We start from the raw sequence: 13,206 nt of genomic DNA, 5'->3' as shown, positions 1-13,206 counted from the left end.
GACCATGAGCGACAACGACATCACGCCGGGCGCCGAGGATTACGGCGCGGACTCCATCAAGGTGCTGCGCGGGCTCGAAGCCGTGCGCAAGCGCCCGGGCATGTATATCGGCGACACCGACGACGGGACCGGCCTGCATCACATGGTCTACGAAATCGTGGACAATGCGATCGACGAGGCGCTGGCCGGCTACTGCGACAAGGTCGACGTGATGCTGCACGGCGACGGCTCGGTCACGGTGCGCGACAACGGCCGCGGCGTGCCGACCGACATCCACAAGGAAGAGGGGATTTCGGCCGCCAACGTGATCTTCACGCAGCTTCATGCCGGCGGAAAGTTCGACCAGAATTCCTACAAGGTGTCGGGCGGCCTGCATGGCGTCGGCGCGGCCGTTGTGAACGCGCTGTCCCAGCGCCTCGACCTGCGTATCTGGCGCAACGGCAAGGAACACCACATGATCTTCCGGCACGGCGAGCCGGAAGGCGACCTGAAGATCGTGGGCGAGGCCGACCAGGGGCAGCATGGGACGGAAGTGACGTTCCTGCCCTCCACCGGCACCTTCACCAAGACCGAATTCGACTTCGCCACGCTTGAGCACCGGCTGCGCGAACTCGCGTTCCTGAACTCCGGTGTCCGCATCGTGCTGACCGACGAGCGCGGCGCCGAGCAGAAGGTCTCCGAATTGTTCTACGAAGGCGGCGTCGAGGCCTTCGCCAAGTATCTCGACCGCAACAAGTCGGTGCTGCACGACCCGCCGGTGTCGATCCGAGGCGAGAAGGACGGCATCACCGTCGAAGTCGCGATGCAGTGGAACGACAGCTATCACGAGACGATGCTGTGCTTCACCAACAACATCCCGCAGCGCGACGGCGGCACCCACCTGGCCGGCTTCCGCGGCGCGCTCACGCGCACGCTGAACAAGTACGCCGACGAGAGCGGCATCTCGAAGAAGGAGAAGGTCGGCCTCACCGGCGACGACATGCGCGAGGGCCTGACCTGCGTGCTCTCGGTCAAGGTGCCGGACCCGAAATTCTCCTCGCAGACCAAGGACAAGCTGGTCTCCTCGGAAGTGCGTCCGGTCGTCGAATCCGTCGTTGGCGACAAGTTCGGCCAGTGGCTGGAGGAGCATCCCTCCGAGACGCGCAAGATCCTGACCAAGGTCGTCGAGGCCGCCGCCGCCCGAGAGGCCGCAAAAAAGGCCCGCGAACTGACCCGACGCAAGGGCGCGCTCGACGTCTCCTCGCTGCCCGGCAAGCTCGCGGACTGTCAGGAGCGCGACCCGGCGCTGTCCGAACTCTTCATCGTCGAGGGCGATTCGGCCGGCGGCTCGGCCAAGCAGGGCCGCAACCGCGCCAACCAGGCGATCCTGCCGTTGCGCGGCAAGATCCTGAACGTCGAGCGGGCGCGCTTCGACAAGATGCTGGGCTCGGCGGAAATCGGCACGCTGATCACGGCGCTCGGCACCGGCATCGGCCATGACGACTTCAACCTCGACAAGCTGCGCTACCACAAGATTATCATCATGACGGACGCCGATGTCGACGGCTCCCATATCCGCACGCTCCTGATGACGTTCTTCTATCGCCAGATGCGCGACCTGATCGAGCGCGGCCACCTCTACATCGCCCAGCCGCCTCTGTTCAAAGCGGCCAAGGGCAAGTCGGCCATCTATCTCAAGGATGAACGCGCGCTCGACGACCATCTGATCCAGACCGGACTGGAGGGCGCCACGCTGCAACTCGGCGATGGCAGTGTGCTCGCCAAGGACGATCTGCGTCACACGGCCGACATCGCCCGCTCGGTGACCAATCTCGTGAAGCCGCTCGCCCTGTCGCGCCGCGTCACCAGCCAGGCCGTGATCGAGCAGGCGGCGATCGCGGGCGCCCTCAAGCCCGACGTACTGGCCGATCCCGTCCTCGCCAAGGAGACGGCCGACTACATTGCCAGGCGCCTCGATGTCGTCAGTCCGCCGCTCGAGAGGGGCTGGACCGGCGATCCGATCGCGGACGGCGGTCTCGCCTTCACGCGCCGCCTGCGCGGCGTCAGCGAGCGGCACGTGATCGATGGGCCGCTCACCCGCAGCGCCGAGGCGCGCAAGCTCGACGCGTTGGCCGATGAACTGCAGGCCGTCTACGAGAAGCCCGGCCTGTTCGCGGTAAAGGACAAGGAGACGAGGATCTCTTCGCCCACGGAGCTGTTCGCCGCCATCCTCGAGGCCGGCCGCAAGGGCGTGACGATCCAGCGCTACAAGGGGCTGGGCGAAATGAATCCCGACCAGCTCTGGGAAACCACCCTCGACCCCGAGGCGCGCACGCTCCTGCAGGTCCGCATCAACCACGCCGACGAGGCCGACGAGATCTTCTCGACCCTGATGGGCGACGTGGTCGAGCCGCGCCGAGACTTCATTCAGGAAAATGCGCTGAAGGTCGCGAACCTCGATGTTTAGGACCGTATCCGCCCTGCTGACGGCCGCCGTGCTCGCCGCCGCCGCTATCGTCCCCGCGGCAGCGCAGACCCAGTCGACGGCACCGACGGCCAATGCCGGAACCAAGCTCAACTTTCCGTCGAGCCTGGGCGGCGCCACCTTCGAACGCTCGGTCAGCTATGCCGCGCCCCCGGCCAACAATCCGGGCCTAGGCACGGCCTACTACTATTCGACGCCGAAGCGGCTGACGATCAGCGTACAAGTCTTCGACTTGGGCCGCCGGGTGCCGGCTGGCAGCGACAATCCGGTCGTGACCGGCCAGTTCAACGCGGAGGTCAGCTCGGCCGAGCAGCAGTTCAAGCACGCCGGGTACACCAGCTTTCAGAAGCCGTCGGTGCCCTCGAGCTGTACCTACGGCGCGGTGACCTTCCGCTGCCTCACCTACAGCGGCCTCACCCAGGCCAATTCACGGGTCTACAGCAAGCTGCTGCTGACCGGCTTTCGCGATCACTTCATCAAGATCCGGATCGACTGGGCGCAGTCGCACCAGCAGACCGCCGGCGATGCCGATGCCGCGTTGCAGGCCTTCGTGCCGGCCCTGATGCGCTGAGCCCCGCCATGCGCGGGCCTTGCGTCAGCGCAGGCCGAGCCGCCGGAACGTTCCGACAGTCGTCAGCAGACCCAGCGTGACGAGGCAAAGGCCGCCGATCTGAAGCGCGCCAGGGATTTCACCGACAATCGGAATCCCGACCAGTACCGACAGAGCCGGCACGATGGCCGGAAATAGGACGGCACGGCTCACGCCGAGGAAGATCACCGCCTGGCTGTAGGCCACCATGGTGATCGCTCCCTGCAGACCGCCCTGCACAAGCCCCTGGAACACGAGCATGCCGAGCGGCAGCGCCTGCAGGTGGGCGATGCCCATGATTGCCAGGTAGATCGGCGTGGTCATCATGAAGGACAGCACCGCGACCACCGCCGTCGCCTGCAGGGCGGGCAGGCGCCAGTGCCGCAGAAGCAGGGTGAATCCCGCCCACAGCACGCTCGAGGCGAAGAACAGGAGATCGCCCAGCCAGGCACGTTCACCCGCCGGCTGCGTGAGCCCATCCCAGCCGATTAGAAAGATGCCCGCGAGCACGACGGCGGCGCCGATCAGATGGTTGCGGCTCAAGCGCTCGCGCAGGAACAGCGCGGCGCCGATGGTGCTGACGATGGTGACGGTCGAGGGCGCGATTACCGCCCCATGGGCGAGCGGCGCGAAGCCATACCCGGCGGTCTGCAGCAACGCAAACGGCGCACCGCCCAGAAGTGCGAGGATCAGCGAGCGACGGAGGCCGATCCCGGCGAAGTCCCTCACGCCATAGCGCAGGAGCAGCGGCAGCATGATCGCGCCGGCCACGACGTAGCGGGCGAAGATCATGTCGACGGCGCCCAGTCCGCTCAGAATGCCCGCACGCGCCGAGGCGAAGGACAGCGACGCCCCGAGCGCCATGATGGAGCCGCACAGGAAGCCCCACTGGTCGCGTGTGATCCGTGCCGGTGTCGAATCGCCCATGCATCTCGCTAGCACGCAGCGGGCCAGCCGCGCACGAATTTTAGTGCAATCGCTCCAGAATAACGCTCTTATCCCTCGATGGCTCGCCTCAGGGAATTCGACGAGGACCGCGCGCTCGATGCCGCCGTCGACTGTTTCTGGAGTCGCGGCTACGAGGCCACGTCGGTGCGCGACCTTGCGCGCGAGATGGGGATCGGCGGCGCCAGCCTCTACAATGCCTTCGGCGACAAGCGCACTCTGTTCGTGCGCGTCCTCGAACGCTACGCCAACCGCTCGACGCGCGAGCGCATCGCCCGCCTCGAGGCGACCCATCGGCCGCGCGAGGCGATCCGGGCCTTCCTGGCGGAGGTGATCGACCGTTCCATCAAGGACCCTGACTGCAAGGGCTGCCTGCTGGTGAACTCCGCGCTCGACGTGGCGCCGCACGATGCCGAACTCGGCCGCGCGGTCACGGCCTATCTCGAGGAAATCCGCGCGTTCTTCCGGCGCAGTGTCGAGGCCGCGAACAAGCTGGGCGAGACGCCACGGGGCACCGACGCCGAGAGCCTGTCGATCCACCTGCTGGGCGTCTTGATGGGCATGCGCGTACTGGCCCGCACCGGCGCGCGGCGGCGCACCTTGGAAGCCGTGGTCCAGCCCGCGCTCGATCTTCTGGGGAGACCGCATTGATCGACCATCTGAACGATGCCGCGCTGAGCGCGCTGCCGGACGACGTCCCGGTCGTCATGCTGAACCTGATGCGCTTCCGCGAGCGCTCCCTCGACGGCAAGGGCAGTGGCTGGGACGCCTATCTGCGCTACAGCGCACTGACCATAAAACTGATCAAGGCCCAGGGCGGCACCATCATCTGGACCGGCGAAGCCGAGGCGGTGGCGCTGGGCGAGCCGGACCGGCATCGCTGGGACTACGTGGCACTGGTCCGCTATCCCTCGCGTGCCGCGTTCCTCGCCATGATGAACTCGCCGGAATACGCGGCGGCCAATGTCGAGCGCGAGAACGGCTGCGCGGACCACGCGATCGTCGCCACGCGCGAGACCTATCGGAAGTTCACATGAGGAGCACGACGCCATGGTGAAACGTCTCAGCGACATGCCCGAGGTCGAGGCCCATCACCTGCGGCGCATCGAGTGTCCCACGTTCCAGGACACGCCGGCGCTGCCCGGCAAGCCGCTCGCCCAGCGCCGGGTCGCGCTGATCTCGACGGCGGGCCTGCACCGTCGCGGCGACCGGCCGTTCCGTCCCGGCGACGGCAGCTACCGCGTCATTCCGGCCGAGACCCCGGCGCGCGACCTGGTGATGAGCCACATCTCGGTGAACTTCGACCGCACCGGCTTCCAGCAGGACCACAACGTCGCCTTCCCAATCGACCGGCTGCGCGAGCTGGTCGAAGAGGGCGTCGTCGGCTCGATGGCCTCGATGCACTACTCGTTCATGGGCGCTTTTCCGCCCGATGCGGCCGAGCCGCATGCCCAGCATCTCGCCGGTCTGCTGAAGCAGGATGGCGTCGACGCGGCCCTGCTCGTTCCGGTTTGACCCGCCTGCACGCGCGCCGTGGGCGCGCTGGGCCACTTCCTCGAACGTCAGGGCATTCCGACCGCCAGCATCAGCCTGGTGCGCGAGCACACCGAAACCATCCGTCCGCCGCGCGCCCTCTGGGTCACGTTCGAACTCGGCCGGCCGCTCGGCATTCCGGATGATGCCGATTTCCAGCGTCGCGTGCTGCGCGCGACGGCCGAGCTGCTGGAGCGCACCGACGGGCCGCTGATCGCCGACTATCCCGAGCACGTCTCCGAAGAGGCCGACTTCACCGGCTGGGCCTGCCCGATCAACCTCGCCCCCCAGGCGACCGACACGCTGGCGGCCGAGATCGACCGTCTGGCGACCTGGCACGATCAGAGCGTCGCGCGCACCGGCCGCACCACCGTGGGTGTTTCCGGCCTCGACATGCCGGCGGCCGGCGCGCTTCTCTCCGCCGCCCTCGTGGGCGATCTGCCACCCGCGCAGGCGCTCAAGGAAGCGGTCGACGATCTGCGGGCCTACTATCTGGAGGCGGCCTCGGCCTTCCCCGATCCCGGCACGCCGAAGACGCGCAAGGCGTGGCTGTGGGACGAGACGCTGTTCGGCAAGGCGCTGCTCGACCTTCAGCCCCGGCTGGCCGCGAGTGAAGATCCGCAGCACAGGATTCTTGGCAACCTGACCCTGATCCCGGCGACCGAGCGGCACCGGCTGGCGAAAACCTAAAGCACCATCTGCGTCTGCGTCACCACCGCCACGAGCTTGCCCTCGGCGGTGGTGATGCGGGTGGTCCACACCATGGTGCGGCGGCCGCGATGGACCGGCGTGGTCTCGCCGATCACCGTGGTGCCGACCGGCGCCGGCCCGACGAAGTTGGTCTTGCTCTCGATCGTCGTCGTGCCCTTGCCCTCGGGCAGGTTGAGCACGGTGGCGGCGGCGCCCAGCGTGTCGGCGAAGGCCATGACCGCGCCGCCGTGCAGGATCGCGGGCCGCGTGCAGAGCTCGGGGCGGACGACCATCTCGGCCTTCACCCCGGTCTCGCTCGCTTCGGTGAACTTCAGCCCCAGAACTTCGGCGAAGGGCAGCTTGATGTCGTTCAGGAGCTGAAGCCTGTCCATGATCGTTTCCTCTCGTCGCGATTAGTGGGCGGTGCCGATGCGGCGCAGGCCGAGATACTCGAGGATCGCGAGATCGGCGACGACCAGCGCGATGACGACGATGCCCGCGATCCCCGTCAGGGTCCACGACGCCGGCAGCGTCAGGATGACGGCGCTGATCGCGACCCAGGACGCGTCGAGGACGAAGATCGCCCGTGCCCAGCCCAGGGGCATGTCGGAGCGCGAAGCGACCCAGCCGCACACCGCGCCGAAAGCCACGAAACCCAGCCCCAGCACTTCCAGAACGATGGCGAGGTCGAGACCCAGCACCTGGAGCGGCGCATGGGTGGCCATCTTAGCGAAGGGATTGGCCAGGGCGGCCAGCAGGGCGCCGGAGCCCACGGACAGGATGGCGTTGGCCCAGAGCGTGCGGCGGAGCAGGCGGTCGGATGAAGCGGTCATGTCGTCCTCCTTTGGTTGCGGACGACCCGGAGATCGCATCCGCCCGACCGTCTCTCAATTACGCAGCAGGTAATCGGCGGAGCCGCGGGCCGGTGCTAGGGTTCCCGCCATGAGCACAAATCCCGCTCCCGCAACCGCCCCTCCGGCCGACACGTTCGGTCCCATGCTGCGCGCCTGGCGCCGTCGTCGCGGCGCCAGCCAGCTCTCGCTGGCGCTGCAGTCCGGCGTCTCGCAGCGCCATGTCAGCTTCCTCGAATCGGGCCGTGCGCGCCCCAGCCGCGAGATGGTGGTCCAGCTCTCGACCGCGCTCGACGTGCCGCTGCGCCAGCGCAACGAGATGCTGCTGGCGGCGGGCTTCGCACCGGCCTATCGCGAGAGCAACCTCGCCGCGCCCGAACTCGCGCCCGTGCGCCAGGCGATCGACTTCATGCTGAAGCAGCAGGAGCCCTACCCGGCCGTCGTGATCGACCGGCTGTGGAACCTGCTGCAGGCCAACGACGCGGCCAACGCCTTCACCGTCTTCCTGTTCGAAGGCATGCCGCCCGCGCCGCCCCCCGGCAAGGGACCTAACCTGCTGCGCTGGATCCTTGATCCGAAGGCGTTGCGCTCGAAGATCTCAAACTGGGAGGAAGTCGCGCGCTATCTCGTGTCGACGACCTATGCCGAGATCCTGGCCGCCGGCGGCGAGCCAAGGGCGCTGGCCTTCATCGAGGAGATCATGGCCTATCCCGACGTGCCCGCCTCGTTCCGCAAGTTGCGCTTCGAGGAGCGGCCAGGGCCGGTACTGACGGTCGACTATCTGGTGGGCGGCAAGGCGCTGTCGGTGTTCACCACCATCGCCACCCTGGGCACACCGCAGGATATCACCCTGCAGGAAGTCCGCGTTGAGAGCTTCTTCCCCGCCGACGACCGCAGCGACGCGCTGTTCAGGAGCCTGGCTGCCCAGCGTTGAGAGCGCGACGGGGTGGCGTAACGGCGGCGAAATGCTAAGCACGTCGCCGACATGGGCAGCCTCGGCATTCTCGTCACGCTCGACATCGCGCTGCGGGGCGCGGGCGTTGCGCTGCTCCTCCTGGTCGCGGCCGCCACCCTACGGCAGGCCCGGGGCCGGCAGGCCGCCTGGCTGGGCGCCTTTCTGGCAGTAGGCGCGGCCGCCTACACTGTCTGCTCGTCGCCGGGGCCTCACGATCCGCCGGTCTGGTTCGCGCCCGTCCTGATGCTCTGCACCGGCAACGCCGCGGTCTTCTGGCTGTTCGCCCGGGCGATGTTCGACGATTCCTTCCGGCTGAAGCCTTGGCATGCGCTGATCTGGCTGGGCTTGGTCGTCTGGCCACTGGCCCATCTGCTGGGCGCCGGGTTCACCTCGCACTGGCTGCTGGGCGTGCTGGTGCGCAGCGCGGTGATCCTGCTGGCGCTGCTGGCACTGGCGCAGACGGTGCGTGGCTGGGGCAGCGATCTGGTGGAAGGCCGGCGGCGGCTGCGCGTTTTCATCCTGGTCGCCGTGGCGCTCCACATCGCCGTCACCGTCACGGTCGAACTCGTCTTCGGCGCCGACCAAATGCCGATGGAGTTGCACCTGCTCAACTCGGCGTCATTGGTCGCAATCGCGGCCATCGTCGCCCTGCTCCTGCTGCAGGCCGATCTCGAACCCGTCCTCGGCCCGGTGGCGCTGAGGCAGGCCGTCGACTCGCTATCGCCCGCCAGCCCGCCCTCGCCGCCGTCCTTGGGAACGGCGGCGGCGGAAGACGAGCCCGCCGACCCGGCGCTGCTCGCCACCCTCGAACGACTGATGTCGGTCGACAGGCTTTACCGGCAGGAGGGGCTGACCATCGGCGTCCTCGCCGGCCGGCTCGGCCTGCCCGAATACCGGCTGCGGCGCGCCATCAATCGCGGGCTGGGGTACCGGAACTTCAACGAGTACCTGAACCGCCATCGTCTGGCCGACGCCAAGCAGGCGCTGGCCGATCCCGCCCAGGCCGACGTCCCGATCCTGACCATCGCCCTCGATTCAGGCTTCCAGTCGCTCGGTCCCTTCAACCGGGCCTTCAAGGCCGACACCGGCATGACCCCGACCGAATACAGAAAGGCCGCCGAAGGCCGCAACGGCGCCTGATTTCCCGCCGATTCCGGAATCGGCGAGCCGTTTTTCACAGCAAGTCGCCGATTTTCGCCTTCGGCGCGATCCTTCCGCCACCTCCTCCTAGGCATTGGGCACGCCTGATGGAGGGGCGCTCGATGAACGAACTCTGGCACGTCTACCTGTCTGCCTGGCCCACGGTCTGGGTCATGGACACCGCCCGATACCTCGTGGCCGCCACGTTGATGGCCACGATCCTCGCCCTATTCTGGCGTGCCGGGCTCGCCCGCCGCAAGCTGCAGCCGCGCGATCCCCGCCCCGGTCAGCGGCGACGCGAAGTCCTGGCGTCGCTGCGCACGGCCTTCATCTTCTCTGTTCTGGGGGCCATCGTCGCCGTGGGCGACCACCAGGGCTGGATCACGATCTACAAGGATTTCCGCCAGGCCGGGCCGCTCTACCTGGTCCTCTCCCTGGCCCTGATGCTGGTGGCGCACGACACCTACTTCTACTGGGCGCACCGTGCCATGCATCACAGGCGCCTGTTCGCGCTGTTCCATCGCACGCATCATCTGTCGCGTACGCCGACGCCGTGGGCCGCCTATTCCTTCGCCATACCCGAGGCCGTCGTGCACGGCGCCTTCGTCCCGCTCTTCCTCCTCGTCGTGCCGATGCATGGGCTCGGCCTGCTGGCCTTCGGCATCGTGCAGATCCTGCGCAACGTCATGGGGCATGCCGGTGCCGAGGTTCATCCGGCGGCCTTCGGCCCCGGCCGGTGGCTCGGCTGGAACAACACCACCACCCATCACGACCTGCATCACGAAGCCGGCCGCTACAATTACGGCCTCTACTTCCGCTGGTGGGACAAGCTGATGGGCACCGAGCATCCGGACTACCGCCGGAAGTTCGAGGCGATCGTTTCCCCCGCCGCGGCCGGCCCGGCACCTGCCAAGCCGGCACCTGTGCTCGCGCGCGCGATTATGGGCCTCATGGCGGCGACCATCCTGCTCCTGGGAGCCGACCCGGTCCGGGCCGACGAGGGCCCGGTCGGGCGATGGATGACGCCCGGCGCGGCCGCCATCGTCGAGATATCGCCCTGCAACGGTGCCCCAGGTCTGTGCGGCACCGTCCGCTGGCTGTGGGACAGCGTCGACGACAAGGGCCGGCCGCGCCTCGACGCCCAGAATGTCGACACCACCCTGCGCACACGGCCGCTCGTCGGTCTGTCGATCCTGTCGGGATTCGCCCGCACCCCGAACGGCGGCTGGGAGGGCCGCATCTACAATCCCGAGGACGGCCAGACCTATCGCGCGACGCTGCGCCGGGTGAGTGCCGACACGCTGACGATCGAAGGCTGCGTGCTGTTCATCTGCCAGAAGCAGGTGTGGCGCAGTGCAGCGGCACTGGCCGCCGCGTTGCACTGATATTCAATCAGCGCTCGATGGCGATCGACATCGCGAATCTCTCGTCGGCGCCCGACGTGATCGCAATCACGCCGGGTTTGTCGGCCAGTTCGCCGTCGAAGCCTTCGGGGCTGGCATGGCCCTGCCACGGCTCGATGCAGACATAGCCGGCGCCGGGCTTGGTCCAGATGCCGAGATGGGGCATGCGCGGGAAGTCGACGCGGATCGCCTCGCCATAGAGGACGCTGCGGCTGGCCAGCGTGTCCCAAACCAGTGCGCCTTCTTCGAACAGATCATCGCGCAACAGCAGATGCCGGTCGCGCACCGGCGTCGCGAACTGCGCCGCGCTCAGCAGGCCGTCGATCGGGCGGCGGATCGGCGCCGGCTCGTCCCGTTCGAAGACGATCTCGTGCGCCGCCCGCGGTTTGCCATAGGGCAGCGGCCAGCGCAGGGCCGGATGGAAGCCGAACGAGGCCGGCATGACGGCAGCCCCGGTGTTCGTGACCTCGGCTTCCATATGCAACGTGGCACCTTCGATCCGGTAGGTGATGTCGAGGCGAAACTCGAAGGGATACTGGCGACGCGTCGCCTCGCTCGACTCCAGCCGCCAGGTGCAGGACGCGGCATCGGACCGGACCAAAGTGAAGGTCGAGGTGCGGGCAAAGCCATGGCGGCCGATTTCGTAGCTCTTGCCGGCCACCTTGAGCCGATTGCCCTTCACTTCGCCGACGATGGGAAAGAGCAGCGGCGAGCGGCCGTTCCAGACGGCGGGATTGCCGTCCCACAGGAGATCGGCGCCGGTGCGATCCTGCAGACGCACCAGCTCGGCGCCGGTGGCGGAGATTTCGGCGCTGAGCGCGGCGGTGGAGATCGAGACGGGGGAATTCGGGACGGGGGAGGCCATGGGCCATCCTACAACAGGTGCGCCTCGCGAACGGCATCGTCGACGGAGGGCAGATAGCGGACCTGCGGTCGACCGGCCCCCGCCCTCAGCAGCGCGTGGCGCACCGACGGCGTGGCGCCGGTGACGTAGACGCGGACGCCCTGCCGCGCCGCCTTTCGGCCGAGGCCGGCAATGACGTTGGCCGCCGTCGAATCGACGAAGGGCACGGCGCTGAAGTCGATGATGAAGGCCTTGTGCTGGTCGGCAATGTTGTCGAGCACGGCGCCAACGGTCGAGGCCGTGCCGAAGAAGAAGGCGCCGGACAGGCGATAGACGATCACCCGCGGGTCGGTCACCAGGTCGGCGGCAAAGGGCGCGCGGGCGGGCTGCGCCACGATGCCCGCCGTCGCGGTCAGGCGCTGGATGAGCAGGATGACGCCCAGGGCCGTGCCGACCACGATGCCTTCCATCAGATCGCGGAACACGGTGAGCAGGAAGGTCGAGAGCAGGACGACTGCATCGCCGCGCGAGGAGCGCAGCAGGGTCACAAACTCATGCTTCTCCGCCATGTTCCAGGCAACCACCGCCAGCACGCCGGCCAGCGCCGCCAGCGGGATATAGGCCGCCAGCGGCGCGGCCAGAAGCATGAAGCCCAGCAGGAAAACCGAGTGGAGCATGCCGGCGACCGGCCCGCGCGCTCCGGCACGCACGTTGGTCGCGGTGCGGGCGATGGTGCCGGTGGCGCAGATGCCGCCGAACAGCGCCGAGGCGATGTTGGCCACGCCCTGGGCCACCAGCTCGCAGTTCGAGCGGTGGCGGCGTCCCGTCATACCGTCGGCCACCACCGCCGACAGCAGCGATTCGATGGCGCCCAGCAGCGCGAAGGAAAGCGCATCGGGCAGCACGGCCAGGACCTTCTCCAGCGACATGTCGGGCAGGCTGGGCGCGGGCAGCATGGACGGAATACCGCCAAAACGGCTGCCGATCGTCTCGATCGGCAGGCCCAGCGCAAAGGTCGCGACCGAGGTGGCGACCACGGCCACCAGCATGCCCGGCCAGTGCGGCCGCAGCTTCTTGAGGCCGAGAATGATGCCGATGGTCAGGACGGCCAAGGTGACGGCGGCCGGATTCACAGTGCCGGCCACGCCCGCCAGCGCTTCGAGCTTGGCCGCGAACTCTCCCGGCTCCTTGCCCGCCAGGGTGAGGCCGAACAGGTCCTTGATCTGGCTGGCGAAGATGATCACGGCGATGCCGGTCGTGAACCCCACGGTGACGGGATAGGGGATGAATTTGACGAAGGTGCCGAGCCGCAGGGCACCGGCGGCCACCAGGAAGACGCCGGCCATTATCGTGGCGAGCAGCATCCCTTCGATTCCGTGGCGCGCGACCGTCGCGGCGACCAGCACGATGAAGGCGCCGGCGGGACCGCCGACCTGGAAGCGGCTGCCACCCAGCGCCGAGATCAGGAAGCCGCCGACGATGGCCGTGAACAGTCCGCGCTCCGGCGTGGTGCCCGAGGCGATGGCAATGGCCATCGACAGCGGCAGCGCCACGATCGCCACGGTGAGACCGGCAACGGCATCGGCGCGCAACGAGGCCAGCCCGTAGCCTTCGCGCAGCACCGACACGAGCTTCGGCACGAAGGGTCCGTTGAAGCTCGGGGGAAGGACTGGGGAAGGGAGACCGAGAGACATTATACAGGATATTTGTGTGTTATGATGATATCGAATAACGCTCGCCTGCACAACCCGACGCAAAGTCCGGACCAGCCTCCCGAAAATAGCGGAGGTTG

The 13,206-nt window shown here is 67.9% G+C and carries 14 protein-coding genes; 9 read left to right on the top strand and 5 right to left on the bottom strand.

From position 1 onward, the window contains the following. The first annotated feature begins 4 nt into the window (after positions 1 to 4). Together gyrB and ACP15H_RS25425 are read left to right on the top strand one after the other, a co-directional pair. Complete coding sequence (gyrB, locus tag ACP15H_RS25430) at positions 5 to 2,446, top strand: DNA topoisomerase (ATP-hydrolyzing) subunit B (RefSeq protein ID WP_425068920.1); 2,442 nt, start codon at positions 5 to 7, stop codon at positions 2,444 to 2,446. Then, positions 2,439 to 3,035: a hypothetical protein gene (locus ACP15H_RS25425; protein WP_425068919.1), complete on the top strand. Its 597-nt coding sequence runs from the start codon at positions 2,439 to 2,441 to the stop codon at positions 3,033 to 3,035. Before gyrB ends, ACP15H_RS25425 begins: the two co-directional genes overlap by 8 nt. A 24-nt stretch (positions 3,036 to 3,059) precedes the next feature. Here the strand turns inward: ACP15H_RS25425 and ACP15H_RS25420 are convergent, their stop codons facing one another. Then, positions 3,060 to 3,980: a DMT family transporter gene (locus ACP15H_RS25420; protein WP_425068918.1), complete on the bottom strand. Its 921-nt coding sequence runs from the start codon at positions 3,978 to 3,980 to the stop codon at positions 3,060 to 3,062. Between the two features lie 78 nt (positions 3,981 to 4,058). On the opposite strand from ACP15H_RS25420, the gene ACP15H_RS25415 reads away from it, so the two are divergent. The 4 genes from ACP15H_RS25415 to ACP15H_RS25400 are packed head-to-tail and all read left to right on the top strand — an operon-like array spanning position 4,059 to position 6,221. Next, a complete protein-coding gene (locus tag ACP15H_RS25415; protein WP_425068917.1) occupies positions 4,059 to 4,649 on the top strand; it encodes a TetR/AcrR family transcriptional regulator in 591 nt (196 codons plus the stop codon). Positions 4,650 to 4,705: 56 nt separating this feature from the next. Continuing rightward, positions 4,706 to 5,035, top strand: coding sequence for a DUF1330 domain-containing protein (locus ACP15H_RS25410; protein ID WP_425069963.1), 330 nt, complete (start codon positions 4,706 to 4,708; stop codon positions 5,033 to 5,035). Between the two features lie 13 nt (positions 5,036 to 5,048). Next, the gene (locus ACP15H_RS25405) at positions 5,049 to 5,513 is read left to right on the top strand and encodes a glycine/sarcosine/betaine reductase selenoprotein B family protein (protein WP_425068916.1); all 465 of its coding nucleotides are present in this window, start codon (positions 5,049 to 5,051) and stop codon (positions 5,511 to 5,513) included. Positions 5,514 to 5,531: 18 nt separating this feature from the next. Continuing rightward, positions 5,532 to 6,221, top strand: a complete 690-nt coding sequence (locus ACP15H_RS25400) for a hypothetical protein (protein WP_425068915.1) — start codon at positions 5,532 to 5,534, stop codon at positions 6,219 to 6,221. On the opposite strand, the gene ACP15H_RS25395 is transcribed toward ACP15H_RS25400, so the two are convergent. Beyond that, positions 6,218 to 6,613, bottom strand: coding sequence for a PaaI family thioesterase (locus tag ACP15H_RS25395; RefSeq protein WP_425068914.1), 396 nt, complete (start codon positions 6,611 to 6,613; stop codon positions 6,218 to 6,220). The genes ACP15H_RS25400 and ACP15H_RS25395 overlap by 4 nt on opposite strands. A 21-nt stretch (positions 6,614 to 6,634) precedes the next feature. Next, a complete protein-coding gene (locus ACP15H_RS25390) occupies positions 6,635 to 7,054 on the bottom strand; it encodes a hypothetical protein (RefSeq protein ID WP_425068913.1) in 420 nt (139 codons plus the stop codon). Between the two features lie 109 nt (positions 7,055 to 7,163). On the opposite strand from ACP15H_RS25390, the gene ACP15H_RS25385 reads away from it, so the two are divergent. The 3 genes from ACP15H_RS25385 to ACP15H_RS25375 all read left to right on the top strand — a co-directional run bounded on the left by ACP15H_RS25385 (position 7,164) and on the right by ACP15H_RS25375 (position 10,552). After that, positions 7,164 to 8,006: a helix-turn-helix domain-containing protein gene (locus ACP15H_RS25385; RefSeq protein WP_425068912.1), complete on the top strand. Its 843-nt coding sequence runs from the start codon at positions 7,164 to 7,166 to the stop codon at positions 8,004 to 8,006. A 51-nt stretch (positions 8,007 to 8,057) separates the two neighbouring features. Beyond that, positions 8,058 to 9,167 carry a helix-turn-helix domain-containing protein gene (locus tag ACP15H_RS25380; protein WP_425068911.1) on the top strand — a complete coding sequence of 370 codons (1,110 nt, stop codon included), beginning with the start codon at positions 8,058 to 8,060 and terminating at the stop codon, positions 9,165 to 9,167. A 122-nt stretch (positions 9,168 to 9,289) separates the two neighbouring features. Next, on the top strand, positions 9,290 to 10,552 hold the full coding sequence (locus tag ACP15H_RS25375; protein WP_425068910.1) for a sterol desaturase family protein: 1,263 nt from the start codon (positions 9,290 to 9,292) through the stop codon (positions 10,550 to 10,552). A gap of 7 nt (positions 10,553 to 10,559) precedes the next feature. Here ACP15H_RS25375 and ACP15H_RS25370 read toward each other — a convergent pair whose 3' ends face one another. Both ACP15H_RS25370 and ACP15H_RS25365 read right to left on the bottom strand, forming a co-directional pair. Next, entirely contained in the window at positions 10,560 to 11,435 is an 876-nt protein-coding gene (locus ACP15H_RS25370; protein WP_425068909.1) for an aldose 1-epimerase family protein, read from the bottom strand. Positions 11,436 to 11,443: 8 nt separating this feature from the next. Continuing rightward, positions 11,444 to 13,108, bottom strand: coding sequence for a SulP family inorganic anion transporter (locus ACP15H_RS25365; protein ID WP_425068908.1), 1,665 nt, complete (start codon positions 13,106 to 13,108; stop codon positions 11,444 to 11,446). Positions 13,109 to 13,206 lie beyond the last annotated feature (98 nt).

It is taken from the genome of Reyranella sp. (assembly GCF_965249915.1).
GTDB lineage: Bacteria > Pseudomonadota > Alphaproteobacteria > Reyranellales > Reyranellaceae > Reyranella.
Note: the sequence above shows the minus strand (reverse complement) of the source record. Positions and strands in the feature narration are given on the sequence as shown.

What these genes read in the sequence shown, in the direction of transcription:
- ACP15H_RS25385 (WP_425068912.1), top strand. Translation starts at nt 7,164, where the DNA reads ATGAGCACAAATCCCGCTCCCGCAACCGCCCCTCCGGCCGACACGTTC.
- ACP15H_RS25420 (WP_425068918.1), bottom strand. Translation starts at nt 3,980, where the DNA reads ATGGGCGATTCGACACCGGCACGGATCACACGCGACCAGTGGGGCTTC.
- ACP15H_RS25405 (WP_425068916.1), top strand. Translation starts at nt 5,049, where the DNA reads ATGGTGAAACGTCTCAGCGACATGCCCGAGGTCGAGGCCCATCACCTG.
- gyrB (WP_425068920.1), top strand. Translation starts at nt 5, where the DNA reads ATGAGCGACAACGACATCACGCCGGGCGCCGAGGATTACGGCGCGGAC.
- ACP15H_RS25415 (WP_425068917.1), top strand. Translation starts at nt 4,059, where the DNA reads ATGGCTCGCCTCAGGGAATTCGACGAGGACCGCGCGCTCGATGCCGCC.
- ACP15H_RS25410 (WP_425069963.1), top strand. Translation starts at nt 4,706, where the DNA reads ATGCTGAACCTGATGCGCTTCCGCGAGCGCTCCCTCGACGGCAAGGGC.
- ACP15H_RS25375 (WP_425068910.1), top strand. Translation starts at nt 9,290, where the DNA reads ATGAACGAACTCTGGCACGTCTACCTGTCTGCCTGGCCCACGGTCTGG.
- ACP15H_RS25365 (WP_425068908.1), bottom strand. Translation starts at nt 13,108, where the DNA reads ATGTCTCTCGGTCTCCCTTCCCCAGTCCTTCCCCCGAGCTTCAACGGA.
- ACP15H_RS25380 (WP_425068911.1), top strand. Translation starts at nt 8,058, where the DNA reads ATGGGCAGCCTCGGCATTCTCGTCACGCTCGACATCGCGCTGCGGGGC.
- ACP15H_RS25370 (WP_425068909.1), bottom strand. Translation starts at nt 11,435, where the DNA reads ATGGCCTCCCCCGTCCCGAATTCCCCCGTCTCGATCTCCACCGCCGCG.
- ACP15H_RS25425 (WP_425068919.1), top strand. Translation starts at nt 2,439, where the DNA reads ATGTTTAGGACCGTATCCGCCCTGCTGACGGCCGCCGTGCTCGCCGCC.
- ACP15H_RS25390 (WP_425068913.1), bottom strand. Translation starts at nt 7,054, where the DNA reads ATGACCGCTTCATCCGACCGCCTGCTCCGCCGCACGCTCTGGGCCAAC.
- ACP15H_RS25395 (WP_425068914.1), bottom strand. Translation starts at nt 6,613, where the DNA reads ATGGACAGGCTTCAGCTCCTGAACGACATCAAGCTGCCCTTCGCCGAA.